Origin of the sequence: Pseudomonas lactis, assembly GCF_001439845.1 — a bacterium.
In the GTDB taxonomy this organism is placed as follows: Bacteria; Pseudomonadota; Gammaproteobacteria; order Pseudomonadales; family Pseudomonadaceae; genus Aquipseudomonas; species Aquipseudomonas lactis.
Genome location: NZ_JYLO01000005.1, coordinates 345,965 through 370,691, shown reverse-complemented (window position 1 = coordinate 370,691; position 24,727 = coordinate 345,965). Strand labels below are relative to the sequence as shown.

Below are 24,727 nucleotides of genomic sequence, written 5' to 3'. Positions count from 1 at the left end.
TGAAAGTCGAGCACGTCGTACCCCATCGGCAGTCCTTGCCGACGCCCGCTAAAAAACCACTGTTTCCAGAGAGACTCAATCAACGTTTTCACACCAGAAATTACCCAGACAAAAAAACGCCCCCAGCCAAAAGAATCAGGCTGGAGGCGCCGCGTATGCCGCGAGACGGTTCAGGAAACTGGGGTCAAACGGCGATGCCCTTGCGGCATTGCACTTGAGCGGTGCGCACCCGAGAAAAGGCGCGGGCAAGCCGCAGCAGCATTTCGTCGATGTGGGTTTTGCTGATGTTCAGCGCAGGGGTAAAGCGCAGGCAGTCAGGTTGTGAGGCGGTGAGAATCAGACCTTCGTGCAGCGCGGCCTTGACCACTGCTGCGGCGCAATCGTCCGACAGTGTCAGGCCCCAAAGCAGCCCGTTGCCGCGCAAGGGCCCATGGTCGTAACGGTAGGCCAGGCGGGCAAGGCCTTCTGCCAGGTACAAGCCGGATTCGCGCAGATGCTCGAGAAAGCCGTTCGCCAATACAGCGTCGAGTACCGCGATACCCGCAGATGCCATCAGCGCATTGCCATGATGCGTACCGTCCAACTCGCCCGGTTCGAAGCAACAGGCAGTACCACGCGCCAGCAGCGCCGCCAGGGGCACGCCACCGCCGAGGCCTTTGCCCAGGGCAATGATGTCGGCGCGCACGCCGTATTGTTGTTCGGCCAGCAAGCTGCCACAGCGGCCCACACCGGTTTGCACTTCGTCGAAGATCAGCAGGATCCCCAGCTCACGACACAGGCGTTCGACGCCCTTGAGGTAATGTTCGGTCGCGGGGATGACACCGCCGCCGCTTTGTATCGGCTCCAGCATGATAGCGACGGTCTGCGCATCCACCGCTGCATGCAGGGCCGGCAGATCGTTGAACGGCACCTGGCTGAAACCTGGCAACTGCGGTTCGAAACGGTTTTCGCAGGCCACATCCGACGCCGACATCGCCCCCAAGCTACGGCCATGACAGCCGTTGCTTACGGTGATGATGTGGTAAGCGCCACCGCGATGCAGTTGGCCCCACTTGCGTGCCAACCTGATGGCCGCTTCACAGGCTTCGGCACCGCTGTTGAGCAAATAGGCCTGGTCGCTGCCGGTGTGGTGGCACAGACGGTCGACGAGGTCCAGTTGCGCGCGGTTGTGCAAGCCCAGGCCGGGGTTGATCACGGTGAGCATCTGTTCGGCAATGGCGTCGCGCACGGCCTGGGGACTGTGGCCCAGGCTGTTGGCGCCGCCGCCTTGACTGAAATCCAGATAGGCGCGGTCGTCAGCGTCCGAAAGCCAGGAGCCGTGCCCCTGCACAAATACTTGGGGCGGGCGCGCCACAGTGGGCATCAGGCACTGGCTGGAAACCTCTGCACGCGGGGCATGCACAACCAGGTCATCCAGACTCGGCGCAGAGCGACGGAACAAGTTCACACTTCACCCCCACTGGCAACCTGACCTTGGTCGATGCCGCCTGCCAATGAGGCCTTCAGATTTTTTGCCTTGCCTATGTAAACGCTATCAACAAAAACGCTGTTCATTGTCCGATCCGGCCCTGTAAGCCCTGCGAATAGGCGCTAGACTAGGCGCCTCGGGGGCCAGCGGCCATTTCGATTTTCCAGCTTTTTCGATAAGCAAACCTTATGGATTTCAAGCAACTGCGTTATTTCGTCGCGGTGTATGAGGAAGGCCACGTAGGCCGTGCCGCGGAGCGTCTGTCCATCTCCCAGCCAGCGCTGTCGCAACAGATTCGCCAACTGGAACAGAACCTCGACGTCAGCCTGTTCGAACGCAGCAGCAAGCGCCTGTTGCCGACCCTGGCGGCCCACACCTTATACAACCACGCATTGCCGCTGATTGATGGCATGCAGCAAGCCGTGGAGGCGCTGCGCAATTTCAAGGGCCAAGCCATGCGCACCCTGGCCATCGGCGTGCTGCAAACCGTGCACACCAGCCTGGTACCACAGATGCTTGAGCGCGTGCGCAAAGCCCAGCCCCATCTAGTGGTGCAGATCTACGAGCTGACCGGGCTTGAGATTGAGCGGCGGTTGCTCAATGGCTCACTCGATATTGGCATCAGCTACCTGCCACCCCGCCAGCCGGGCCTGCATGGCGTGCTGCTGTATGAAGACGAGTTGAAGGTAGTGATTCCTGAAGACCACCCCTTGCGCGAGTTCAAGAAAGTCTCGCTCAAACAAGCCGCCGAATTACCGATGTTGCTGCTGGGGGAAGAGTTTCAGGTTCGGCAGATCTGGCAAGGCCAACTGTCCAACCTCGGGCGGCGCCCGCAAGTGCAGGCGGAGCTCAATACCATGGTGGGCATTCTCGACAGCCTGCCTCACACCCGCTTGGCGACAGTGCTGCCTGGGCGCTCCCAGGACGAACACAACAGCAAGGCGCTGCTGTGGAAACCCTTGAGCGAGCCCAGGGTAGCGCTGAAAGTCGGGCTGGTATGCCGCGATGTGCAACGCCAGCAGGCGACGGTGGCGTTGCTGCGCACCCTGCTGGAAGACGTGATGAATGCCCCGCCGGCAAGCGCCTGACTTTTTCGCGGGCAAAAGAAAACCCCGCCGAAGCGGGGCTTTGCAGACTGTTTCCCTGACATCCATTTCACTCCGCCATCCTGGCAGAATCCTACGTGTCCGTGTTGTTGCTTTGCGCTTCCTGCGCGACGTCCATGTGAAGTAGATTAGCCGTGGATCCAATGTGGCGATAGAGGACGATTAGCAGCACGTCATGTAAGAGAATGCTTACACGCCCTCCGCGCCCTTAAAACAGGGCTTCATCCATCAGGAACAGTGATTCGCTACCGGCTTTTACCGACGCACTCAACGAGTGGATACGCGGCAACAGACGGGCAAAGTAGAAGCGTGCAGTTCCCAGTTTGCTGGCGTAGAAATCCTCCTCACCCTCTTTGCCCAACGCCGCCTTGGCCATGCGCGCCCACATATAGGCATAGGCCATGTAGCCGAACGCATGCAGGTATTCCACCGAGGCCGCGCCGATTTCATTGGCGTTGCTCTTGGCGCGGTCCAGCACCCAGGCCGTCAGCTCATCGAGGTTATCCACAGCCGCACTCAGCGGCGTGGTGAACTCGGCCAACTCAGGGCCCGATGCGGCGATGAACTGGCGGATCTCATCGGCGAACAAGGTATAGAACGCACCGCCGCTACCGACGATCTTGCGGCCCATCAGGTCCAGGGCCTGAATGCCGTTGGTGCCTTCGTAGATCTGGGTGATGCGCACGTCACGCACCAGTTGCTCCTGGCCCCACTCGCGGATGTAACCGTGGCCACCAAACACCTGCTGGCCGAGTACGGTGGTTTCCAGGCCCAGGTCGGTGAGGAACGCCTTGGCAACCGGGGTCAGCAACGCCACCAGGTTATCGGCACGCTCGCGGGCCTGGGCATCGTCACTGAACTTGGCAATGTCCAACTGCGTCGCCACGTAGGTGGAGAACGCCCGGCCGCCTTCGTTCGCCGCCTTCATGGTCAGCAACATGCGACGCACATCCGGATGCACGATGATCGGGTCTGCCGGCTTGTCCTTGGCCTGCGCGCCTAGCGGGGAACGGCTTTGCAGACGGTCGCGGGCATATTCAATCGCGTTCTGATAGGAGCGCTCGCCCGATGCCAAGCCCTGAATGCCAACACCCAGTCGCTCATAGTTCATCATGGTGAACATCGCCGCCAAGCCACGGTTGGGCTCACCAACCAAGTAGCCCACGGCTTCGTCGAAGTTCATCACACAGGTGGCGGAGGCCTGGATGCCCATCTTGTGCTCAATGGAACCGCAGTTCACCGGGTTACGCGCGCCCAGGCTGCCATCGGCATTCACCAAAAACTTCGGTACCAGGAACAGCGAGATGCCCTTGGGCCCGGCCGGTGCGTCCGGCAGTTTGGCCAGCACCAGGTGGATGATGTTGTCGGTGAGGTCGTGCTCGCCGCCGGTGATGAAGATCTTGGTGCCGCTGACCTTGTAGGAACCGTCCGCCTGAGGCTCGGCCTTGGTGCGGATCATCCCCAGGTCGGTACCGGCATGGGCTTCCGTCAGGCACATGGAACCGGCCCACTCACCGGAATACATCTTCGGCAGGTAGGTGGCCTTGAGTGCTTCACTGGCGTGGGTGTTGATGGAGACACAGGCGCCGGAGGTCAACATCGGGTACAGGCCGAAGGCCAGGCTCGACGAGTTGATCATTTCTTCAACCTGCGCCGACACCGCCTTGGGCATGCCCATGCCGCCGTAGGTCGGGTCGCCGCCCACACCCACCCAGCCGCCTTCGGCGTAGGTGCTGTAGGCCTGGGGGAAACCGTCGGGCGTCGTGACGGCGCCGCCTGCCCAATGGCAGCCTTGCTCATCGCCGCCGCGGCTGAGTGGGGCGATGGATTTGGCGGTGACTTTGCCGGCCTCCTCCAGGATCGCCTCGACAGTTTCGGCGTCAACGCTGTCTGCCAATGCCGGTAACTGGGCCCAAGTATTAGCGACCTCAAAAACTTCGTTGAGGACGAAGCGCATATCACGCAACGGCGCTTTGTAATCAGCCATGGCAAACCTCGTGAGAACGTGAAAAATGATTCGATAGGATCGGTTTTACAGGCGTCGAGTGTACCCGAACAACTTTTAAGACACATAGGGTCCGTTCGTGACCATTAAGTATTTATAAGTCACATACAAACCATTGTGGGAGCGGGCTTGCTCGCGAATGCGGCGTGTCAGTCGCTACATCTTTGACTGTACCAGCGCATTCGCGGGCAAGCCCGCTCCCGCATTTTGACCCCGAGCAATCAGTGACCTCTACAGTGCAAAGGCCTGCGCCGGTAAGCTCATCAGGCATTCGCTCCCCGCCTCCACCGCAGCACGGTGCATGGCCGTACGCGGCAACAGGCGCTTGAAATAAAAGTCGCAGGTCGCAAGCTTCGCCTGGGCAAACCCTGGGTCATCCTGGGCTTGCGCCGTGATCGCCATGCGCAACCACAAGTAGGCAAGGATGATGTAACCGCTGTACATCAGGTAATCCATCGCCGCAGCGCCCACTTCGTCAGGGTTTTTCATCGCCGCCGTGCCGACCTTCAGGGTCAGCTCGCCCCACTGCTGGTTCAGCTCATTGAGCTGCGTCACATGGGCCTTGAGTTGCGCATGCTCGGCATTGGCCGCGCAGAACTTATGCACAATTTTGGTAAACCCACGCAGCAACTTGCCCTGGCTGCCCAATACCTTGCGCCCGAGCAGGTCCAGAGCCTGGATGCCGTTGGTGCCTTCATAGATCGGCGCAATCCGTGCGTCACGGGCCAGTTGCTCCATGCCCCACTCACGAATATAGCCATGGCCACCGAATACCTGCATGCCGTGGTTGGTCACCTCCAGGCCGGTTTCGGTCATGAAGGCTTTGCAGATCGGCGTGAGGAAGGCCAACAGGTCCTCGGCTTCCTGGCGTTGGCCGGCGTCGCTGCCCAGGTGCGCGGTATCGAGCAGTTGCGCGGTGAAATAGGTCAAGGCGCGGTTGCCTTCGTTGAAGGCTTTCATGGTCAGCAACATGCGACGGACATCGGCGTGCACGATGATCGGGTCGGCGGCTTTCTCCGGGGCCTTGGCACCGGTCAGCGAGCGCATCTGCAAACGGTCGTTGGCGTACTTGATCGCGCCCTGGAAGCTCGCCTCGCCGTTGCACAGGCCCTGCATGCCGGTGCCCAGGCGCGCGTGGTTCATCATGGTGAACATGCAGTTGAGGCCCTTGTTCGCCTCGCCAATCAAAAAGCCCTTGGCGCCATCGAAGTTCAACACGCAGGTGGCCGAGGCCTTGATGCCCATCTTGTGTTCGATGGAGCCGCAGTGCACCGCATTGCGCTCGCCGGAGTCGGCATGGAACTTGGGCACGATAAACAATGAGATGCCCTTGGTGCCCGCCGGTGCGTCCGGCAGCTTGGCCAGCACCAGGTGGATGATATTGGCGCTCATGTCGTGCTCACCGGCCGAGATGAAGATCTTGCTGCCGGTGACCGCGTAACTGCCGTCCGCCTGTGGCACGGCGCGGGTCTTGATCAAGCCCAGGTCGGTGCCGCAGTGGGCTTCGGTCAGGCACATGGTGCCGGTCCATTCGCCGGCGGTGAGTTTGCTCAGGTAGGTGGCTTTCTGTTCGTCGGTGCCGTGAGCGTGGATGGCCGACATCGCGCCGTGGGTCAGGCCTGGGTACATGCCCCAGGAGGTGTTGCTGGAGCCGATCATCTCGCTCAGCACCAGGCCCAGGGAATGGGGCAGGCCCTGGCCACCGTAGGCCGGGTCTGCCGCCACGCCATGCCAGCCACCCTCAACATACTGGGCAAAGGCTTGCTTGAAGCCTTTGGGCGTGGTCACCACGCCATTATCGAAATGGCAGCCCTCTTCATCGCCGCTGCGATTGAGCGGCGCGAGTACGTTTTCGCAGAATCTGGCGCCTTCTTCGAGGATCGCACTGACCATGTCCGGGCTGGCATCCGTGGCGCCAAGGGCCGCATAGTGGCCGTGGAAATCGAATACGGTGTCGATAAGAAAGCGCATGTCGCGCAAGGGAGCTTTGTACTCAGGCATGGCAATGTCTCCGGCAGCAGATAGGGTTAACCTACTGCCGGCCATGGCCGTGGACAATCACTGTAGCGCTGCTGAATACAGCGCCATTACTCAACCGGCAGCGCTTTGCATGCGCACCGCGCCACGGCGGGTTTGCCCGGCCGCGACCACACAATTACGCCCCGCCCCCTTGGCGGCGTACAACGCCTGGTCGGCGGACTTGAGCACCTCGTCGGGGCTACGCTGCTCGGCCTGGCGCTCGGCCACGCCGATGCTTACCGTCACCGACACACTGGATGCTCCGCTGCCCGTACGGCGTTGGCGGCCTTGATGGTCGTCCTGGGGGCGGTCCGGGTTGCGCAACTTGATGTCGTAGCTGGCGATGATCTCGCGGATCTCCTCCAGGTGCGGCATGCACTCATCCAAAGTCTTGCCGGCAAACACCACGGCAAACTCTTCACCGCCGTAACGGTAAGCCCGCCCACCACCGCTGACCTTGGACAGCTTGCTCGCCACCAGGCGCAGCACCTGGTCGCCCACGTCGTGGCCGTGGGTGTCATTGAAACGCTTGAAGTGATCGACGTCGCTCATCGCCAGCACATAGTTACGCCCCAGCCGCTGCATGCGCTCGTTGAGCGCACGGCGCCCCGGCAAGCCGGTGAGTTCATCACGGAACGCCATTTGATACGCCTCGTGTGCCACCCCCGCAGCGATCATCAGCATCACCTGGCTGCACATGATGTTGAGGGTGAACGGCAAGATGAACGTTTGCGGCAACATCCAGAACATCCCCAGCAGCCCCACCAGTTGCGCGGCGTGCAGCGGGCGCGGCTGGTACCAGTATTGGGCGGCCAGAGTGAGAAAGCCGATCAGGAACATCGGGTACGAGAGTTGGATCAGGCTCATCCACGCGCCGTGCAGCATCGGCCAGCGAATCTCCGCCAACCAGCCCAGCAAAGCCTGGGGAAAACTCTGCTCCAAGGCCAGCGCCACACTGCCCACCGCCAGCAGCACCGCGCAGCGGGCGACGAAGTCACGGAACAGATGGGTCTTTTCCTGCCACAGCGCATAGATGCTGAACAGCAAGGGCAACAGCAGGCAACACAGGTGGAACACCACCGCAGCGTCTTCACGCACGCGGCCGTTGTCACGGTAGAAGTCGGTCTGGGTATCCAGCAGGAAATAGGCGACGTACACCGTGACCATCAGGAACAGTTCACGCTGGCGTCGATACACCGCGCAATAGGCACCGCCAAGCAACAGGACCAGGGTGGGCAACACGTTGAACAGCGAGGTGAAGAAGACGCTGAGGTCCTTGACGTACGCAGCCGAGAGCCCGGCCAGCAACAGCAGCAGCGAAGGGAGAAAATGGCTGAAACGTACAGCGGACACGCGTGACAAGGGTAAAACTCCGACCCGCAAACAAATAATGGCACTGTGCCTCTAAGCGGTCAGTTAAGCACAACCGACCGGGCATGTATCACATTGCCATCACTGTAACGGCAGCTCATCGCAATCCCTGAGTGCATCACTGCGGTTTTTTATGCGCGCCTTCTGTAGGAGCGAGCTTGCTCGCGAAAATGTCACCGGCACCGCGTTTAATCAGGCCGCCCGCATTATCGTTAGCGGCCTTCGCGAGCAAGCTCGCTCCTACAGGAGTGCAAAAAAACCGCCGCGTCCCGAAGGAGGCGGCGGTTTTTTTCAACAACCCGGTAAGGCTTAGTAAGCCAGGCCGAAGTCTTCTTCTTTCATGTCCATCAGGTTGTTGGCGCCCGACAGCATGGTTGCCACGTGGGTGCGGGTACGCGGCAGGATGCGCTGGAAGTAGAAGCGCGCAGTCTGCAATTTGGCGGTGTAGAACGCCTCTTCGCTGGTGCCAGCGGCCAGTTTCTCGGCGGCCAGGCGTGCCATGTCGGCCCAGAAGTAAGCCAGGCACGCGTAACCGGAGTACATCAGGTAGTCCACCGAAGCGGCGCCGACTTCTTCACGGTCTTTCATCGCGGCCATGCCGACCTTCATGGTCAACTCGCCCCACTCTTTGTTCAGTGCCGCCAGCGGTGCAACGAACTCTTTGACCGCTTCGTTGCCTTCGTTGGCTTGGCAGAACTTGTGCACGATCTTGGTGAAGCCCTTGAGCGCTTCGCCTTGGGTCATCAGCACTTTACGGCCGAGCAGGTCCAGCGCCTGAATGCCGGTGGTGCCTTCGTACAGCATCGAAATGCGGCTGTCGCGAACGTTCTGCTCCATGCCCCACTCAGCGATAAAGCCGTGGCCACCGTAGATCTGCACGCCGTGGTTGGCCGATTCAAAACCGACTTCGGTCATGAACGCCTTGGCGATCGGGGTCATGAAGGCCAACAGGGCATCGGCCTGCTTCTTGGCTTCGTCGTCGGTGCCGTACTTGACGATGTCCACTTGCTTGGCGGTGAAATACACCATCGCACGGTTACCTTCGGCGAAGGCTTTCATGGTCAGCAGCATGCGGCGTACGTCAGGGTGCACGATGATCGGGTCAGCGGCTTTGTCCGGTGCTTTCGGGCCGGTCAGGGAGCGCATTTGCAGGCGATCACGCGCATATTTCAAGCCGCCCTGGAAGCCGATCTCGGCGTGGGCCAGGCCTTGCAGCGCGGTGCCCAGGCGAGCGGTGTTCATAAAGGTGAACATGCAGTTCAGGCCTTTGTTCGCCGGGCCGATCAGGAAACCGGTGGCCGCGTCGAAGTTCATCACGCAGGTGGCGTTGCCGTGGATGCCCATCTTGTGTTCCAGGGAACCACAGGTGACCGCGTTGCGCTCGCCCACCGAACCATCGGCGTTGGGCAGGAACTTGGGCACGATAAACAGCGAGATACCTTTGGTGCCAGCCGGTGCGTCCGGCAGGCGGGCCAGTACGATGTGGACGATGTTGTCGGCCATGTCGTGTTCGCCGGCCGAGATGAAGATCTTGGTACCGGAGACTTTGTAGGAACCGTCAGCCTGAGGCTCGGCCTTGGTGCGCAGCATGCCCAGGTCGGTGCCGCAGTGTGGCTCGGTCAGGCACATGGTGCCGGTCCATTCGCCCGACACCAGCTTGGTCAGGTAAGCGTCTTGCTGCTCGGGGGTGCCGTGCTCGGAAATGGTGTTCATCGCGCCATGGGACAGGCCAGGGTACATGCCCCACGACCAGTTGGCTTCGCCGACCATTTCGCTCACAGCCAGGCCCAGGGATTCCGGCAGGCCTTGGCCACCGTGCTCCACGTCGTGGGCCAGGCTTGGCCAGCCGCCTTCGACGAATTGTTTGTAGGCTTCTTTGAAACCTGCTGGGGTTTTAACGCCTGACTCACTCCAGGTACACCCTTCGATGTCGCCCACGCGGTTCAAGGGTGCCAGTACTTGCTCACAGAACTTGGCGCCTTCTTCGAGGATGGCGTCGACCATGTCCGGGGTAGCGTCCTGGCAAGCCGGCAGGCTCTGATAGTGCGCTTCATAACCGAGCAGTTCGTCACGAACGAAGCGAATATCACGCAAGGGGGCCTTGTAGTCAGGCATAGCGATAAACCTCTGCTGATGTAGCTGGGATGAACAACCGCGTGGATTTGTTATGGCGGTCAAACAGGTGTTTGAAACATACGTTTACGACCCAGGGTTGTCAAGCGTCGGCCAGATGCCGTTTGTCTTGACGCGGGTCAGCGTCAGGCGCGGTAAGGCCTGAGGCGAGATGCCTCATGATTTAAGGACGAACAGAATGTCGCAGAACGATTGTGGGAGCTGGCTTGCCTGCGATGCAGGCGCCAGGGTGTATCAGGCAGTACGCGTTGATGCTATCGCAGGCAAGCCAGCTCCCACAGGAGAGCGGGCGTGCGATAGAGACGTTAAGCGTAGGTATCGATCAAGGTACCGAGCATTTCACCCGAAGCCTTGGCGACTTTCGCCCCCAGCTCGACTTGAAACTTGCCCTGGGCCATTTCCACCATGTTGCTTGCCGAGTTGGACGCTTGGGCGCGGTCATTGGCTTGCAGACGGTCGCTTTGCGCGGCCGATGGCTGGGTGGTCGCGGCGCTGGCAATCTTGCCGGCCGCCTGGTCGACACGGTTCTGCCCGGTCTGAATGCTGCTCAGGCCCGAATAAAACGCGCTGCTTCCAGAGATGTCCATGGCGTAAGCCTGCCTTTGAGAAAATCGTGAAGCCCGATTGAACCAGACATCCTGGCAAAAGGCCCGTCAAAAACACTAATGGCATATTGCCTTAGCGATAGCCAAAATCAGTCAAGCAGGTCCAGCTCCAGGTACTCGGCCACTGCGGCGGCCCCGGCATGTTTGAGTTTCGGCACTCGCCCCAGGCAAGGCGCGGGCAGGCGCTCAGCCAGGGTGGCGAGGTTTTCTTCCAGACGGGAGGTCTTGGGGTCGATGATATTTGCCACCCAGCCCGCCAGCGGCAAGCCATCCCGTGCGATGGCTTCGGCGGTGAGCAACGCGTGGCTGATGCACCCCAGGCGCACGCCTACCACCAGGATCACCGGCAGTTTGAGCGCCATGGCCAGGTCCGACAGGTTGGCCTGGTCGGCCAAGGGCACGCGCCAACCGCCCGCCCCTTCGATCAAAGTGAAGTCCGCGCCCCGTGCCAGGATCTGCTGCATCGGTTTGAGCAGCGATTGCACCGTGAGCCCGACGCCCGCCTCGCGCGCCGCCAGATGCGGCGCGATAGCCGGCTCGAAGGCCACCGGGTTGACTTCGGCATAACTGAGCGGCACGGAACACTCGGCCAGCAGCGCCAACGCATCGGCATTGCGCAACCCCTTGGCCGTCAGTTGGCAGCCCGACGCCACCGGCTTTCCGGCGGCCGTGCTTTTGCCGGCGAGCCTGGCGGCATGCAACAGGCCGGCGGCGATGGTGGTCTTGCCAACATCGGTGTCTGTACCGGTGATGAAGTACGCGGCGCTCATAGCGGTTTCTCCAGTACGGCATACACCACTTGGTAAGTGGCGGGCAGGCCCTGGGCCTGGCGGAACTGCTCGTAGGCCTCTACCAGCGCGACAATCCGCGCACGGCCCGTCAACCCTCCCGGGCGGCCTGGGTTGAGGTTGTGGGCGCCCAATGCCTTGAGCTCATGGGTCAGGCTGCGCACATCCGGGTAATGCAACACATGGGGCTGTCGCTCCAGGCTGATCACGCGCAAACCACTGGCTGCACACAGTTGCTGATAAGCCTCGAAGGTGCGGAAGCGATTGACGTGGACCAGGCCGTCCGCCGCCCGCCAACTTTCGCGCAACTCATCCAGGGTGCCTACGCACAGGCTGGCAAAGGCCAGCACGCCACCTGGTCGCAGCACACGCTGGGCTTCGCTGAGCACCGCATCAAAATGGGCACACCACTGCACCGCGAGGCTGGAGAAGAGCAGCTCGAAGCCGTCAGCTGCAAGCGGCAAGCGTTCTGCATCACCGGCTATAAAGTGCGCGGCGCCACCCAGCGGACGCGCGTGGTTGAGCATGCCCTCGGCAATGTCCAGCGCCACACCTTGGCTCCCGGGCAAACGCTCGCCCAATACGCGGCTGAAGTAACCCGTGCCGCAGCCCATGTCCAGCCAACGCTGGGGCACCAGACCGTGCGGCAAGCGGCCGAGCAGTTCATGCCCGACCGCACGCTGCAACTCGGCGACGCTGTCGTAACTGGCCGCCGCACGGGAGAACGAGGCCGCGACCTGGCGCTTGTCCGGCAAGCCCCCAGGCAAGGGCGGGTGGGATAGGTCAGTCATCAACACACTCATGCAAAAAAGCCTGGATAGCACCGGCTACTCCGTGAGGGTCTTCCAGAAGAAACGCGTGACCGGCCTGTTCAATCAGGCCGATTTCCACATCGGGAAGCAAGGCCAGCAGGTCGCTGGCGGCTTCGGCAGGCACTAGCTCATCCAGGCCGGCAAACAGGTGCAACTGTGGGCCGCGAAAAGCCTGCAAGGCCGCCCGCGTATCCAGTTGGGCCAGCAGTTCCAGGCCGGGCATCAAGACGCTGGGGGAGGTATTCGGCGCGCCGCTGACCAATAACCGCGACAAGCCCCGCGTGTCCTCGGCACCCTTGGCGCACAACAGGCCAAAACGCTTGAGCGTGACCTGGGAATCGGCATGGCAGCCGGCCAGAAATGCATCGAAGGTTTCAGCAGGCATCCCGTGAGGCCAGCCATCATGGGCGACGAAACACGGGTTGCTCGCCAGGGTCAGCAAACCGCAGCACCGCTCGCCACGGCGCGCCGCCAACTCGGACGCGAGCATGCCGCCCAGCGACCAGCCCCCAAGCCAGGCGTTGTCCGGCAGCGTCGCATCGAGTTCGTCGAGCCATTCACCGAGTTCGCTGGCCTCAAGCGCCGGCAAGGGTTCGATCTGTACCTGCAAGTGCTCGTTCAGGCCATGCAACGCGGCGGCCAACGGTTCCAGCGGTGACACACCCAGGCCCCAGCCCGGTAGCAGGATCAGTCGATTACGCATGGCCAGACTCCGAGTCGCCTAATAAGCGAAAACACGCTTGCAACCCTTCTAACAGTAGCTGCACCTGCGCTTCGCTGTGGGCTGCCGTCAATGTCACCCGCAGACGGGCACTGCCGGCCGGCACGGTCGGTGGGCGAATGGCAGTCACCATCAGGCCGCGCTCGCGCAGCATCTGCGACAGGCGCAGTGCCCGGGCGCTGTCGCCAATCAGGATCGGTTGGATCGGCGTAAAGCTGTCCATCAACGCCAGGCCTATCTGCTCGGCGCCGCGACGGAACTGGCGGATCAACGCGTTGAGGTGCTCGCGTCGCCACTGTTCGCTGCGCAGCAGTTCCAGGCTTTTGAGGGTGGCGCAGGCCAGTGCCGGTGGCTGGCTGGTGGTGTAGATATACGGACGGGCGAATTGGATCAGGCTCTCGATCAAGTCCTCACTGCCGGCCACAAAGGCCCCGGCAGTGCCGAACGCTTTGCCCAAGGTGCCAACCAGCACGGGCACGTCGTCCTGGCTCAAGCCGAAATGCTCGACGATACCGCCGCCATTGGCGCCCAGCGGGCCGAAACCATGGGCGTCATCCACCATCAGCCAGGCCCCTTTGGCCCGGGTTTCACGGGCCAGCGCGGGCAGGTCGGCAAGGTCGCCGTCCATACTGAACACACCGTCGGTGACCACCAAGGTATTGCCGGTGGCTTTCTCCAGGCGCTTGGCCAGGCTGCCCGCGTCGTTATGCAAGTAGCGGTTGAAACGCGCACCGGACAGCAAGCCGGCATCCAGCAAAGACGCGTGGTTAAGCCGGTCTTCCAGTACCGTATCGCCCTGCCCCACCAGCGCCGTGACCGCGCCGAGGTTGGCCATGTAGCCGGTGGTGAACAGCAAGGCACGCGGGCGACCGGTCAAGTCAGCCAGGGCTTCTTCTAGTTCATGGTGCGGCGTGGCGTGGCCCACCACCAAATGCGAAGCGCCACCGCCCACGCCCCAACGGGACGCACCGGCGCGCCAGGCTTCGATCACTTGCGGGTGATTGGCAAGGCCCAGGTAATCGTTATTGCAGAAGGCCAACAACGGTTGCCCGTCCACCACCACCTGCGGGCCTTGGGGGCTCTGCAGCAAGGGGCGCTGGCGGTAAAGATGGTCGGCACGGCGGGCAGCGAGGCGCGCGGCGAGATCGAAAGACATGCTGGCCTCGATTTAACAGGTTCAACTGCGTCCAATGTGGGAGCTGGCTTGCCTGCGATAGCGGTCCTTCTGACACTTCTACGCTGAAAGTGCCGCCGTCATCGCAGGCAAGCCAGCTCCTACACTGGGATGCATTCCAAAGGTGGTTACACCACAGCGTTGTAGAACTGCTCGCTGCTCTTTTGCTCCACCAACGCCTGCTCGATCGCCGCCTGGTGCACTTCGTCGGCATGCTCTTCACGGGCTTCGGGCAAGATGCCCAGGCGTGCGAACAGTTGCATGTCTTTGTCAGCCTGGGGGTTGGCGGTGGTCAGCAGTTTGTCGCCGTAGAAGATCGAGTTGGCGCCGGCAAAAAACGCCAGGGCCTGCATCTGCTCGTTCATGGCTTCGCGGCCGGCCGACAGGCGCACGTGGGACTGCGGCATCAGGATGCGCGCCACCGCCAACATGCGGATGAAATCGAAGGGGTCGATGTCATCGGCGTTTTCCAACGGCGTACCCGCTACCTTCACCAGCATGTTGATCGGTACCGATTCCGGATGCTCCGGCAGGTTGGCCAGTTGGATCAGCAAGTTGGCGCGGTCATCGAGAGATTCGCCCATGCCGAGGATGCCGCCCGAGCAGATCTTCATCCCCGAATCACGCACATACGCCAGGGTTTGCAGGCGCTCGCTGTAGGTGCGGGTGGTGATGATCGAGCCGTAGAACTCCGGCGACGTGTCGAGGTTGTGGTTGTAGTAGTCCAGGCCGGCCTGGGCCAGGGCTTCGGTCTGGTCCTGGTCGAGGCGACCGAGGGTCATGCAGGTTTCCAGGCCCATGGCCTTCACGCCTTTGACCATTTCCAGCACGTAGGGCATGTCTTTGGCCGATGGATGTTTCCACGCCGCGCCCATGCAGAAACGCGTCGAACCGATGGCCTTGGCGCGAGCGGCCTCCTCGAGGACCTTCTGCACCTCCATCAGTTTCTCTTTTTCCAGGCCAGTGTTGTAGTGGCCTGACTGCGGACAATATTTGCAATCTTCCGGGCAGGCGCCGGTCTTGATCGACAGCAGGGTCGAGACCTGCACGCGGTTGGCGTCGAAATGCGCGCGGTGCACGGTCTGCGCCTGGAACAACAGGTCGTTGAAGGGCTGCACGAACAGGGCTTTGACTTCAGCTAAAGACCAATCGTGACGCAGGGTGGCAGAGGTGCTGGCGCTCATGGGCGATTCCTTGATTATGCTTTGGCAAGCGCTGTGGGTAGGGCAATACCCACAGGCACGACACGGATGCTCGGCATATTTAAGGAAGATTCATGCACTGTCAACCTGAGTACAATCACCAAGTTTACATCTGGTTAAAAAGCATACAACCCTGTCTGATTTGCGATGAGAGCACCGAATCAGCCGAGGCCGTGTGCAGCGCCTGCGAAACAGAGTTGCCATGGCTGATGGACCAATGCGAGCGCTGCGCACTGCCCTTGCCCATGGATGGGTTGATCTGCGGCCAGTGCCAAAAAACAGCCTCCGGCCTTTCACCAAGTGGTCGCGCCATGGACCTACAGTTTTCCCGTGGATACCCTGGTCAGCCGCTTCAAGCATCAGGCGCGTTGGCCGCTGGGGCATCTGTTGGCGCGCCTGCTGGGGCAGCACTTGCAACATCGCCTCGATAACGCCGAACTGGAGCGCCCCGACTGCCTGCTGCCCGTGCCCATGGCGCGTAAACGCCTGCGCGAACGCGGCTTTAATCAAGCGTTGATGCTGGCCCGCTGGCTCAGTCACGCCCTAGACATTCCCGTTGATGAACATGCGCTGCTGCGCCCCCATGAAACCGTGGCGCAGCAAGACCTCGATGCCAAGACCCGCAAACGCAACCTGCTCAACGCCTTCGCCCTGGCCCCCGGCATCCAGGTTGCCGGGCAACATCTGGCGCTGGTAGACGACGTCCTCACCACCGGCGCCACGGCCCACAGCCTGGCGCGCTTGTTGATAAACGCCGGCGCCCGCCAGGTGGACGTGTATTGCCTGGCCCGTACGCCCAAACCCGGCAGCTGACTTGACTCCCCCGCGCCAGCGCGGCAACGTCGGCGCATCTCACCCAAGCGTATCTGCCATGTCTGTGCCCAGCCCTCTCAACCAACACATCATCCGCCGCCCTCAGCGTATTGCCTTGCTGGGGCACATCGCCGAGCAGGGTTCCATCACCCGTGCGGCCAAGAGTGCCGGGTTGAGTTACAAGGCCGCCTGGGACGCCATTGACGAGCTGAACAACCTGGCGCAAAAACCGCTGGTGCAACGCAGCGTCGGCGGCAAGGGCGGTGGCGGCGCCAAACTGACGCAAGAAGGAGAGCGGGTGCTGCGCCTTTATCAGCGTCTGCAACTGCTTCAGGCCGAGATCCTTGGCTCGGACGAAGCGGCCAGCGACTTCAGCCTGCTGGGCCGCTTGATGCTGCGCACCAGCGCGCGCAACCAGTTGCACGGCCAGGTCAGCGCCATAGAGAGCCATGGCCACAACGACATGATCCGCCTGCAATTGGCTGGCGGCCTGCATCTGGATGCACAGATCACCCACGACAGCACCCTGCGCCTGGAACTGCAGACTGGTGTGGAAGTGGTCGCGCTGATCAAGGCCGGATGGCTTGAATTATTGGCGGAGGGGCAAACCGAAACACTTGGACACAATTGCATGAGCGGTGTGATCGAGACCATTCTCGCCGCCGAAGACGGCCCCAGCGAGGTGCGTATCGCCCTGCCCAACGGCCAAGTGTTGTGCGCACTGGCGCAGCCCGTCGCACTCAAGGCCATCGACGCAGCGCAGGGCCAGCCGATCCGCGTGCAGTTTGCACCCAGCCATGTGTTGCTCGGCACCCCGGTGTAACGGGCCCGCGTCTTCAAGCTGCAACAATTCGGTCACAAGCGCTGCTTAAGGTGTCTGCAAAAACCTTAAGGAGCCTGTGATGAGCCTATTAGAAGAAAACCAAGCCACCGACCTTGAACAGATGGTGGGCCTGACCCGCCGTCGCTTTATCGGCGCAGGCGCCTTGTGCGGCGCCGCGATGTTCCTCGGCGGTAACCTGCTGAGCCGTAGCGCCCTGGCGGTGAATGCCGCTTCCGCCAGCCCGCTGCTGGGGTTCACCAGCATCGCCGCCGCCACCAGCGACACCATCACCCTGCCACCGGGCTACAGCGCTTCGGTGCTGATCAGTTGGGGCCAGCCCCTGCACAAGCACGCCCCAGCCTTCGACCCGTCCGGCCATGGCACCGCCAAGGCCCAGGAACAACAGTTCGGCGACAACAACGACGGCATGAGCCTGTTTCCATTCTCCGGCGACGACAACCGCGCGCTGATGGCGATCAACAACGAATACACCAACTACCGCTACCTCTACGCCCACGGCGGCGCGCCGCAATCGGCCGAAGACGTGCGCAAGGCCCTGGCCAGCGAAGGCGTGTCGGTGATCGAAGTACGCCGCCAGGGTGACACTTGGCAGTTCGTCCAGGACTCGCGCTACAACCGACGCATCCACGGCAATTCACCGCTCCGCTTGAGTGGCCCTGCTGCCGGCCATGATTGGCTGAAAACCAGCGCCGACAAGACCGGCAAAAAAGTCCTCGGCACGTTCCAGAACTGCGCTAACGGCAAGACGCCGTGGGGCACTTACCTGACCTGCGAAGAAAACTTCACCGATTGCTTTGGCAGCAGCAACCCGCAGCAAACCTTCGACGCCGGGCAGAAGCGCTACGGCGTGGTGGCCGCCAGCAAGGACATCAACTGGCATCAGCACGACCCGCGCTTTGACATGGCCAAGAACCCCAACGAACTCAATCGCCATGGCTGGGTGGTGGAAATCGACCCGTTCGATCCGCAATCCACCCCGGTCAAGCGCACGGCCCTGGGCCGCTTCAAGCACGAGAACGCAGCCCTCGCCGAAACCCGTGACGGCCGCGCCGTGGTGTACATGGGCGACGATGAGCGTGGTGAATTCATCTACAAGTTCGTCAGCCGCGACCAGATCAACCACAACAACCCCAAGGCCAACAAAGACCTGCTCGACCACGGCACCTTGTACGTGGCGATCTTCGACGCGGGCGACGGCAACGCCGACCACCCCAAGGGCAAAGGCCAGTGGGTTGAACTCACCCATGGCAAAAACGGCATCGACGCCAGCAGCGGGTTCGCCAACCAGGCCGAGGTGCTGATTCACGCGCGCCTGGCCGCCAGCGTGGTGAAAGCCACACGCATGGACCGCCCGGAATGGATCGTGGTCAGCCCCACCGACGGCCAGGTCTACTGCACCCTGACCAACAACGCCAAGCGCGGCGAAGAGGGCCAGCCGGTGGGCGGCCCCAACCCACGGGAGAAGAACGTCTACGGCCAGATCCTGCGCTGGAAAGCCGACGCCGATAACCACGGTGCCACGGACTTCACTTGGGACCTGTTCGTGGTGGCCGGCAACCCCGGCGTACATGCCGGCAACCCCAAGGGCGGCTCGTCCAACATCAACCCGCAAAACATGTTCAACAGCCCCGACGGCCTGGGCTTCGACAAAGCCGGGCGCCTGTGGATCCTCACCGATGGCGACTACAGCAACGCCGGCGACTTTGCGGGCATGGGCAATAACCAGATGCTGTGTGCCGACCCGAGCACCGGTGAAATCCGTCGTTTCATGGTGGGACCGGTGGCGTGTGAAGTGACGGGGATCAGTTTTTCGCCGGACCAGAAGACGCTGTTCGTGGGCATTCAACACCCAGGGGAAACCGGTGGTTCGACCTGGCCGGAACACCTGCCCAACGGCAAGCCGCGCTCCTCGGTGATGGCGATTCGGCGGGATGACGGCGGGATCGTAGGCGCCTGATAGACCGCTATCGCAGGCAAGCCAGCTCCCACATCTCGATGTGTAAATACATGCCAGTGTGGGAGCTGGCTTGCCTGCGAAGGCGTCCGCACAGCCACCGCCTATCTATGCTGTTACCATACCCGGCCGGACGCGGCGCCCTGCTGCGCGCAGGAGTTCGCATGGCCCACCCGTTTGAAACACTCACCCCAGACCTGGTGCTCGACGCCGTCGAAAGCATCGGTTTCCTCAGCGACGCGCGAGTTCTGGCGCTCAACAGCTACGAAAACCGTGTGTACCAAGTGGGCATCGAAGACGCCGAACCACTGATCGCCAAGTTCTATCGCCCCCAGCGCTGGACCAACGAGGCGATCCTGGAAGAACACCGCTTCACCTTCGAACTGGCCGAGTGCGATGTACCGGTGGTCGCCCCGTTGGTCCACAACGGCGAGAGCCTGTTCGAACACGCAGGTTTCCGCTTCACCCTGTTCCCCCGCCGTGGCGGCCGCGCGCCGGAGCCTGGCAACCTCGATCAGCTTTATCGGCTTGGGCAACTGCTCGGGCGTTTGCACGCGGTGGGCTCCACCCGCCCGTTCGAACACCGCGAAGCCCTGGGGGTGAAGAATTTCGGTCACGACTCCCTTACCACCCTGCTTGAAGGCAACTTCATTCCCAAAAGCCTGTTGCCGGCCTATGAGTCCGTAGCCCGCGACCTGCTCAAGCGTGTGGAAGAGGTTTACAAGGCCACGCCGCACAAGAACATCCGCATGCACGGTGACTGCCACCCCGGCAACATGATGTGCCGCGACGAAATGTTCCATATCGTCGACCTGGATGACTGCCGCATGGGCCCGGCGGTGCAAGACCTGTGGATGATGCTGGCTGGCGACCGCCAGGAATGCCTGGGCCAGCTCTCGGAGCTGATGGATGGCTACCAGGAATTCCACGACTTCGACCCGCGCGAACTGGCGCTGATCGAACCGCTGCGCGCCCTGCGCCTGATGCACTACAGTGCCTGGCTGGCGCGACGCTGGGACGACCCCGCATTCCCCCATAGCTTTCCGTGGTTTGGCAGCGAGCGGTATTGGGGTGATCAGGTGCTGGCATTGCGCGAACAACTGTCGGCGCTCAATGAAGAACCGCTGAAGCTCTTCTGAGCAACACGACGCTCTCCTGTAGGAGCTAGCTTGCTCGCGAAAAACCCGAGAGCGCCATTGGGTGACAGGCCTGCCGCATTATCGTTGACGATCTTCGCGAGCAAGCGCGCTCCTACAAAAAGCGGCGCCCATTGTCTGACAAATATCCTTACAATTGCGCTTTGTTAGCTGCCTAAGCAAGGATTCTGCAATGCAAGCCGCCAACCCTCGCAAGGGGTACATCCTGGGCCTGAGCGCCTATGTCATCTGGGGTCTGTTCCCGCTCTACTTCAAAGCCATCGCCAGCGTGCCTGCCGCCGAGATCATCGTGCACCGTGTGTTGTGGTCGGCACTGTTCGGTGGGCTGTTGCTGATGGTGTGGAAACACCCCGGCTGGTTTCGCGAGCTGCGCGACAACCCCAAGCGCCTGGCGATCCTGGCCCTCAGTGGTTCGTTGATCGCCGCTAACTGGCTGACCTATGTGTGGTCGGTAAACACCGGGCGCATGCTCGAAGCGAGCCTGGGTTACTACATCAACCCGCTGGTAAATGTGCTGCTGGGCATGCTGATCCTCGGCGAGCGCCTGCGCCGTTTGCAATGGGTGGCTGTCGGGTTGGCTGCGGCGGGTGTGGCGCAGCAGGTGTGGCAGGTTGGTAGCCTGCCGTGGGTGTCGCTGGCGCTGGCGTTGACGTTCGGTTTCTACGGTTTGATCCGCAAGCAGGCGCCGGTCAAGGCGCTGCCAGGGCTGGTGGTGGAAACCTGGATGCTGGTACCCATTGCCATCGCCTGGTTGCTGTTCAACCCGACCGCCCACAGCGCGCAACTGGCGTTCTGGAGCACCTCCGAGGCCTGGTGGCTGGTGGCCGCAGGCCCGGTGACGCTGATTCCCCTGGTGTGCTTCAACGCCGCTGCACGGCATTTACCCTACACCGCCCTGGGCTTTTTGCAGTACGTGGCGCCGACGCTGGTGTTGCTCGAAGCCGTGCTGTTGTTCGGTGAACACCTGGCGCCGAGCACGTTGATCGCCTTCGCCTTTATCTGGGCCGGGCTGGTGGTGTACAGCCTGGATGCCTGGATGACCGTGCGCAAACGCTGATCAAATAACGTACAAACCTCTGCAAGCCACAGCATTCGTGGCTTGCAGCGTTCCACCCCAAGGTTATCCACAACCTGATCCCCGCCATTTGTGCACAAGCCCTTGAAACTGCTCGTTTTTTGCTCAACTTGCGCAGATGCCCGGCGGGCGTGGCCTGGCGTCGGGTCTCTACAGGTTATCCACAGGCCCATGCAAGATTTCGATGCATAACCCTGTGGATCGTTACTCCTCCTGACGTAACTCCACCATCAAGTCATCGGCCAAGGTTTCCAAAGCCTCTTGCAAGGTTTCCAACGACAGCGTGGCCGGCACTTGCAACAACGCCTCGGCGTTGAACAGCGGATCACCACTCATGGGCGCCGGGCGCACATCGGTGCTCAGGCGTTCCAGGTTGACACCCTGCTGGCTCAACAGCGCGGTGATCTCGCGCACGATGCCCGAGCGATCATTGCCCACCAGGGTCATCAGGATCGGCTTGGACGCCGATGCCTGGCCGCTGCTGCCCTCACCCACCAACACGCGAATGCCGTGGGTGGATAAATCCTCCAACGATCCCACCAATGCCTGGCGCTGCTCGCTCGGCACACTGACCCGCAGAATCCCGGCAAACTGCCCGGCCATGTGCGCCATGCGGCTTTCCAGCCAGTTACCACCATGGCTGGCAATGTTCTGCGCGATGCGTTCAACCAGGCCGGGTTTGTCGGCGGCGATAATAGTGAGTACAAGATGGTCCATGGCGAAATACCTCGGTGCTATTCCTGTAGGAGCGAGCTTGCTCGCGAAGGTCGTCAACGATAACGCGAAAAAACTGACACTTGCGGTGCTCTCAGGTTTTTCGCGAGCAAGCTCGCTCCTACAAAGTGGACGCGCGGTCGCTCGAAGACAAATCGTGTACCATTTTGATATTTATCTGGAACAATCTAATAGTTTTTTGAGAACATCCGGTTCTCCGCTGTGACCGTACGACCAAAGTGGGTCGCTAAACGACGTATTTAGTCTAATTTTCACAACCGCAAGTCATCATGTAGTATGCCCAACCGTGCACTACATAATGAAAATCTGAAAAAGCGCATAAGCTCCGCAGAGTGAGGCAAGCAATGACTGAACACGTTCAAGTCGGTGGCCTGCAGGTCGCCAAAGTCCTGTTCGACTTCGTGAACAACGAAGCCATTCCCGGTACCGGCATCACTGCCGACCAGTTCTGGGCCGGTGCCGACAAGGTCATCCATGACCTGGCCCCGAAGAACAAAGCCCTACTCGCCAAACGCGACGACTTCCAGGCGCGGATCGATACCTGGCACCAGACCCACGCAGGCCAGGCCCATGACCCGGTGGCCTACAAAGCCTTCCTGCAAGACATCGGCTACCTGCTGCCAGAAGCCGCAGACTTCCAGGCCTCGACCCAAAACGTCGATGACGAGATCGCACGCATGGCCGGCCCACAGCTGGTCGTGCCGGTGATGAATGCCCGTTTCGCCCTCAATGCCTCGAATGCGCGCTGGGGCTCGCTGTACGACGCGCTGTATGGCACCGACGCCATCAGCGAAGCCAACGGCGCCGAGAAGGGCAAGGGCTACAACAAAGTGCGTGGGGACAAGGTCATTGCCTTCGCCCGCGCCTTCCTCGACGAAGCCGCACCGCTCAGCGCCGGCAGCCACGTCGATTCCACCGGCTACAAGATCGTCGATGGCAAGCTGATCGTGAGCCTCAAAGGCGGCAGCAACAGCGGCCTGCGTGACGATGCCCAGTTGATCGGTTTCCAGGGCCCTGCGGCCGAGCCGATTGCAATCTTGCTCAAGCACAATGGCCTGCACTTCGAAATCCAGATCGACGCCAGCACCCCAGTCGGCCAGACCGACGCTGCCGGCGTCAAAGACGTGCTGATGGAAGCCGCGCTGACCACCATCATGGACTGCGAAGACTCCGTCGCCGCCGTGGATGCCGATGACAAAGTGGTGATCTACCGCAACTGGCTCGGCCTGATGAAGGGCGACCTGGCCGAAGAAGTGGCCAAGGGTGGCCAGACCTTCACCCGCACCATGAACCCTGACCGCGTCTACACCGGCGTGGATGGCAGCGACGTGACCCTGCACGGCCGTTCGCTGTTGTTCGTGCGCAACGTTGGCCACTTGATGACCATCGATGCGATCCTCGATAAAGACGGCAACGAAGTGCCCGAAGGCATCCTCGACGGCCTGATCACCAGCCTGGCGGCGATCCACAGCCTCAACGGCAACAACACCCGCAAGAACAGCCGCACCGGTTCTGTGTACATTGTGAAACCGAAGATGCACGGCCCGGAAGAAGCCGCGTTCACCAACGAACTGTTCGGTCGCATCGAAGAGGTGCTGAACCTGGCGCGCAACACCCTCAAGGTCGGGATCATGGACGAGGAGCGCCGCACCACGGTCAACCTCAAGGCCTGCATCAAGGCGGCCAGCGAGCGTGTGGTGTTTATCAACACCGGTTTCCTCGACCGCACCGGCGATGAAATCCACACCTCCATGGAAGCCGGCGCGATGGTGCGCAAGGCGGCCATGAAGGCAGAAAAATGGATCGGCGCCTATGAGAACTGGAACGTCGATATCGGCCTGAGCACTGGCCTGCAAGGTCGTGCACAGATCGGTAAGGGCATGTGGGCCATGCCCGACCTGATGGCAGCGATGCTCGAACAGAAAATCGCTCACCCACTGGCCGGCGCCAACACCGCCTGGGTACCTTCGCCAACCGCCGCGGCCTTGCATGCGTTGCACTATCACAAGGTCGATGTGTTTGCCCGCCAGGCCGAACTGGCCAAGCGCGAGCGCGCCTCGGTGGACGATATCCTCACCATTCCTTTGGCCAGCAACACCGATTGGTCCGAAGAAGAGATCCGCAACGAACTGGACAACAACGCCCAGGGCATCCTTGGCTATGTGGTGCGCTGGATCGACCAGGGTGTGGGCTGCTCCAAGGTGCCGGACATCAACGATGTCGGCCTGATGGAAGACCGCGCCACCCTGCGTATTTCCAGCCAGCACATCGCCAACTGGCTGCGCCACGGCATCGTCAACGAAGCCCAAGTGATGGAAAGCCTCAAGCGCATGGCGCCGGTGGTAGACCGTCAGAATGCCGGGGATGCGTTGTACCGCCCACTGGCTCCGGATTTCGACAGCAACATCGCGTTCCAGGCAGCGGTGGAGTTGGTGATTGAAGGGACCAAGCAGCCTAATGGCTATACCGAGCCGGTGTTGCACCGCAGGCGTCGGGAGTTCAAGGCCAAGAACGGCCTGTAATGGTAGGAGCGAGCTTGCTCGCGAAAAACGTTAACGATAACGCAGGCACCTTGGACAAACGCGGTGCCTGTGCATTCTTCGCGAGCAAGCTCGCTCCTACAGATGCAAAAAAGCCCTGATCGAAAGATCGGGGCTTTTTAGTTCTTAGGTCGAATGTACTGACGCCTTCGCGAGCAAGCCCGCTCCCACATTTGACTGCATTCAGTCGGGTAAGAATGCGGTC

19 protein-coding genes and 1 pseudogene are annotated in these 24,727 nt (G+C 61.5%); 8 read left to right on the top strand and 12 right to left on the bottom strand.

Going from position 1 to position 24,727, the window contains the following annotated elements:
- Nucleotides 1-184: 184 nt before the first annotated feature.
- The gene (locus TX24_RS10590; protein WP_057710294.1) at nucleotides 185-1,447 is read right to left on the bottom strand and encodes an aspartate aminotransferase family protein; all 1,263 of its coding nucleotides are present in this window, start codon (nucleotides 1,445-1,447) and stop codon (nucleotides 185-187) included.
- 209 nt (nucleotides 1,448-1,656) lie between these two features.
- Here TX24_RS10590 and TX24_RS10585 point away from each other — a divergent pair, with 209 nt between their 5' ends.
- Entirely contained in the window at nucleotides 1,657-2,556 is a 900-nt protein-coding gene (locus TX24_RS10585; RefSeq protein WP_032895007.1) for a LysR family transcriptional regulator, read from the top strand.
- A 226-nt stretch (nucleotides 2,557-2,782) separates the two neighbouring features.
- Here TX24_RS10585 and TX24_RS10580 read toward each other — a convergent pair whose 3' ends face one another.
- The 10 genes from TX24_RS10580 to bioB all read right to left on the bottom strand — a co-directional run bounded on the left by TX24_RS10580 (nucleotide 2,783) and on the right by bioB (nucleotide 15,386).
- Nucleotides 2,783-4,561, bottom strand: a complete 1,779-nt coding sequence (locus TX24_RS10580) for an acyl-CoA dehydrogenase C-terminal domain-containing protein (RefSeq protein WP_044271741.1) — start codon at nucleotides 4,559-4,561, stop codon at nucleotides 2,783-2,785.
- Nucleotides 4,562-4,810: 249 nt separating this feature from the next.
- Nucleotides 4,811-6,580: an acyl-CoA dehydrogenase C-terminal domain-containing protein gene (locus TX24_RS10575; protein WP_057710293.1), complete on the bottom strand. Its 1,770-nt coding sequence runs from the start codon at nucleotides 6,578-6,580 to the stop codon at nucleotides 4,811-4,813.
- A 90-nt stretch (nucleotides 6,581-6,670) separates the two neighbouring features.
- Nucleotides 6,671-7,960 carry a GGDEF domain-containing protein gene (locus TX24_RS10570; RefSeq protein WP_057710292.1) on the bottom strand — a complete coding sequence of 430 codons (1,290 nt, stop codon included), beginning with the start codon at nucleotides 7,958-7,960 and terminating at the stop codon, nucleotides 6,671-6,673.
- 318 nt (nucleotides 7,961-8,278) lie between these two features.
- Nucleotides 8,279-10,084 carry a phenylacyl-CoA dehydrogenase gene (locus TX24_RS10565; RefSeq protein WP_020302163.1) on the bottom strand — a complete coding sequence of 602 codons (1,806 nt, stop codon included), beginning with the start codon at nucleotides 10,082-10,084 and terminating at the stop codon, nucleotides 8,279-8,281.
- A gap of 323 nt (nucleotides 10,085-10,407) precedes the next feature.
- The gene (locus TX24_RS10560) at nucleotides 10,408-10,689 is read right to left on the bottom strand and encodes a hypothetical protein (protein ID WP_057710291.1); all 282 of its coding nucleotides are present in this window, start codon (nucleotides 10,687-10,689) and stop codon (nucleotides 10,408-10,410) included.
- Nucleotides 10,690-10,796: 107 nt separating this feature from the next.
- The gene (gene bioD / locus TX24_RS10555; protein ID WP_047711931.1) at nucleotides 10,797-11,477 is read right to left on the bottom strand and encodes a dethiobiotin synthase; all 681 of its coding nucleotides are present in this window, start codon (nucleotides 11,475-11,477) and stop codon (nucleotides 10,797-10,799) included.
- On the bottom strand, nucleotides 11,474-12,286 hold the full coding sequence (gene bioC, locus TX24_RS10550) for a malonyl-ACP O-methyltransferase BioC (protein WP_057710290.1): 813 nt from the start codon (nucleotides 12,284-12,286) through the stop codon (nucleotides 11,474-11,476). Before bioC ends, bioD begins: the two co-directional genes overlap by 4 nt.
- The gene (locus tag TX24_RS10545) at nucleotides 12,279-13,010 is read right to left on the bottom strand and encodes an alpha/beta fold hydrolase (RefSeq protein ID WP_057710289.1); all 732 of its coding nucleotides are present in this window, start codon (nucleotides 13,008-13,010) and stop codon (nucleotides 12,279-12,281) included. Before TX24_RS10545 ends, bioC begins: the two co-directional genes overlap by 8 nt.
- Nucleotides 13,003-14,184 carry an 8-amino-7-oxononanoate synthase gene (gene bioF / locus TX24_RS10540; RefSeq protein WP_047711933.1) on the bottom strand — a complete coding sequence of 394 codons (1,182 nt, stop codon included), beginning with the start codon at nucleotides 14,182-14,184 and terminating at the stop codon, nucleotides 13,003-13,005. The genes TX24_RS10545 and bioF overlap by 8 nt, the downstream gene beginning before the upstream one ends.
- 146 nt (nucleotides 14,185-14,330) lie before the next feature.
- The gene (bioB, locus tag TX24_RS10535; protein WP_014720209.1) at nucleotides 14,331-15,386 is read right to left on the bottom strand and encodes a biotin synthase BioB; all 1,056 of its coding nucleotides are present in this window, start codon (nucleotides 15,384-15,386) and stop codon (nucleotides 14,331-14,333) included.
- Nucleotides 15,387-15,478: 92 nt separating this feature from the next.
- On the opposite strand from bioB, the pseudogene TX24_RS10530 reads away from it, so the two are divergent.
- The 5 genes and pseudogenes from TX24_RS10530 to rarD all read left to right on the top strand — a co-directional run bounded on the left by TX24_RS10530 (nucleotide 15,479) and on the right by rarD (nucleotide 21,229).
- Nucleotides 15,479-16,217: pseudogene (locus tag TX24_RS10530) on the top strand (double zinc ribbon domain-containing protein).
- A 58-nt stretch (nucleotides 16,218-16,275) separates the two neighbouring features.
- The gene (locus tag TX24_RS10525) at nucleotides 16,276-17,040 is read left to right on the top strand and encodes a TOBE domain-containing protein (protein WP_047711935.1); all 765 of its coding nucleotides are present in this window, start codon (nucleotides 16,276-16,278) and stop codon (nucleotides 17,038-17,040) included.
- A 79-nt stretch (nucleotides 17,041-17,119) separates the two neighbouring features.
- Nucleotides 17,120-19,018 (top strand): PhoX family protein, encoded by a 1,899-nt coding sequence (locus tag TX24_RS10520; protein ID WP_057710288.1) that lies wholly within the window; start codon nucleotides 17,120-17,122, stop codon nucleotides 19,016-19,018.
- A gap of 161 nt (nucleotides 19,019-19,179) precedes the next feature.
- Entirely contained in the window at nucleotides 19,180-20,154 is a 975-nt protein-coding gene (locus tag TX24_RS10515; protein ID WP_003194811.1) for a serine/threonine protein kinase, read from the top strand.
- 190 nt (nucleotides 20,155-20,344) lie between these two features.
- A complete protein-coding gene (gene rarD, locus TX24_RS10510; RefSeq protein ID WP_044271758.1) occupies nucleotides 20,345-21,229 on the top strand; it encodes an EamA family transporter RarD in 885 nt (294 codons plus the stop codon).
- A gap of 222 nt (nucleotides 21,230-21,451) precedes the next feature.
- On the opposite strand, the gene TX24_RS10505 is transcribed toward rarD, so the two are convergent.
- Nucleotides 21,452-21,964, bottom strand: coding sequence for a glycine cleavage system transcriptional repressor (locus TX24_RS10505; protein ID WP_044271762.1), 513 nt, complete (start codon nucleotides 21,962-21,964; stop codon nucleotides 21,452-21,454).
- Here TX24_RS10505 and TX24_RS31830 point away from each other — a divergent pair.
- Nucleotides 21,963-22,187, top strand: a complete 225-nt coding sequence (locus TX24_RS31830; RefSeq protein WP_125970770.1) for a hypothetical protein — start codon at nucleotides 21,963-21,965, stop codon at nucleotides 22,185-22,187. The two genes, TX24_RS10505 and TX24_RS31830, sit on opposite strands and share 2 nt — an antisense overlap.
- 139 nt (nucleotides 22,188-22,326) lie before the next feature.
- The gene (locus TX24_RS10500) at nucleotides 22,327-24,504 is read left to right on the top strand and encodes a malate synthase G (protein ID WP_044271764.1); all 2,178 of its coding nucleotides are present in this window, start codon (nucleotides 22,327-22,329) and stop codon (nucleotides 24,502-24,504) included.
- Nucleotides 24,505-24,727 lie beyond the last annotated feature (223 nt).

Excerpts from the sequence above, each read along its gene's own strand:
- TX24_RS10585 (WP_032895007.1), top strand. The coding sequence starts at position 1,657 with ATGGATTTCAAGCAACTGCGTTATTTCGTCGCGGTGTATGAGGAAGGC.
- TX24_RS10580 (WP_044271741.1), bottom strand. The coding sequence starts at position 4,561 with ATGGCTGATTACAAAGCGCCGTTGCGTGATATGCGCTTCGTCCTCAAC.
- TX24_RS10575 (WP_057710293.1), bottom strand. The coding sequence starts at position 6,580 with ATGCCTGAGTACAAAGCTCCCTTGCGCGACATGCGCTTTCTTATCGAC.
- TX24_RS10565 (WP_020302163.1), bottom strand. The coding sequence starts at position 10,084 with ATGCCTGACTACAAGGCCCCCTTGCGTGATATTCGCTTCGTTCGTGAC.
- TX24_RS10560 (WP_057710291.1), bottom strand. The coding sequence starts at position 10,689 with ATGGACATCTCTGGAAGCAGCGCGTTTTATTCGGGCCTGAGCAGCATT.
- bioD (WP_047711931.1), bottom strand. The coding sequence starts at position 11,477 with ATGAGCGCCGCGTACTTCATCACCGGTACAGACACCGATGTTGGCAAG.
- bioC (WP_057710290.1), bottom strand. The coding sequence starts at position 12,286 with ATGACTGACCTATCCCACCCGCCCTTGCCTGGGGGCTTGCCGGACAAG.
- TX24_RS10545 (WP_057710289.1), bottom strand. The coding sequence starts at position 13,010 with ATGCGTAATCGACTGATCCTGCTACCGGGCTGGGGCCTGGGTGTGTCA.
- bioF (WP_047711933.1), bottom strand. The coding sequence starts at position 14,184 with ATGTCTTTCGATCTCGCCGCGCGCCTCGCTGCCCGCCGTGCCGACCAT.
- bioB (WP_014720209.1), bottom strand. The coding sequence starts at position 15,386 with ATGAGCGCCAGCACCTCTGCCACCCTGCGTCACGATTGGTCTTTAGCT.
- TX24_RS10525 (WP_047711935.1), top strand. The coding sequence starts at position 16,276 with ATGTCTGTGCCCAGCCCTCTCAACCAACACATCATCCGCCGCCCTCAG.
- TX24_RS10520 (WP_057710288.1), top strand. The coding sequence starts at position 17,120 with ATGAGCCTATTAGAAGAAAACCAAGCCACCGACCTTGAACAGATGGTG.
- TX24_RS10515 (WP_003194811.1), top strand. The coding sequence starts at position 19,180 with ATGGCCCACCCGTTTGAAACACTCACCCCAGACCTGGTGCTCGACGCC.
- rarD (WP_044271758.1), top strand. The coding sequence starts at position 20,345 with ATGCAAGCCGCCAACCCTCGCAAGGGGTACATCCTGGGCCTGAGCGCC.
- TX24_RS31830 (WP_125970770.1), top strand. The coding sequence starts at position 21,963 with ATGGCGAAATACCTCGGTGCTATTCCTGTAGGAGCGAGCTTGCTCGCG.
- TX24_RS10505 (WP_044271762.1), bottom strand. The coding sequence starts at position 21,964 with ATGGACCATCTTGTACTCACTATTATCGCCGCCGACAAACCCGGCCTG.
- TX24_RS10500 (WP_044271764.1), top strand. The coding sequence starts at position 22,327 with ATGACTGAACACGTTCAAGTCGGTGGCCTGCAGGTCGCCAAAGTCCTG.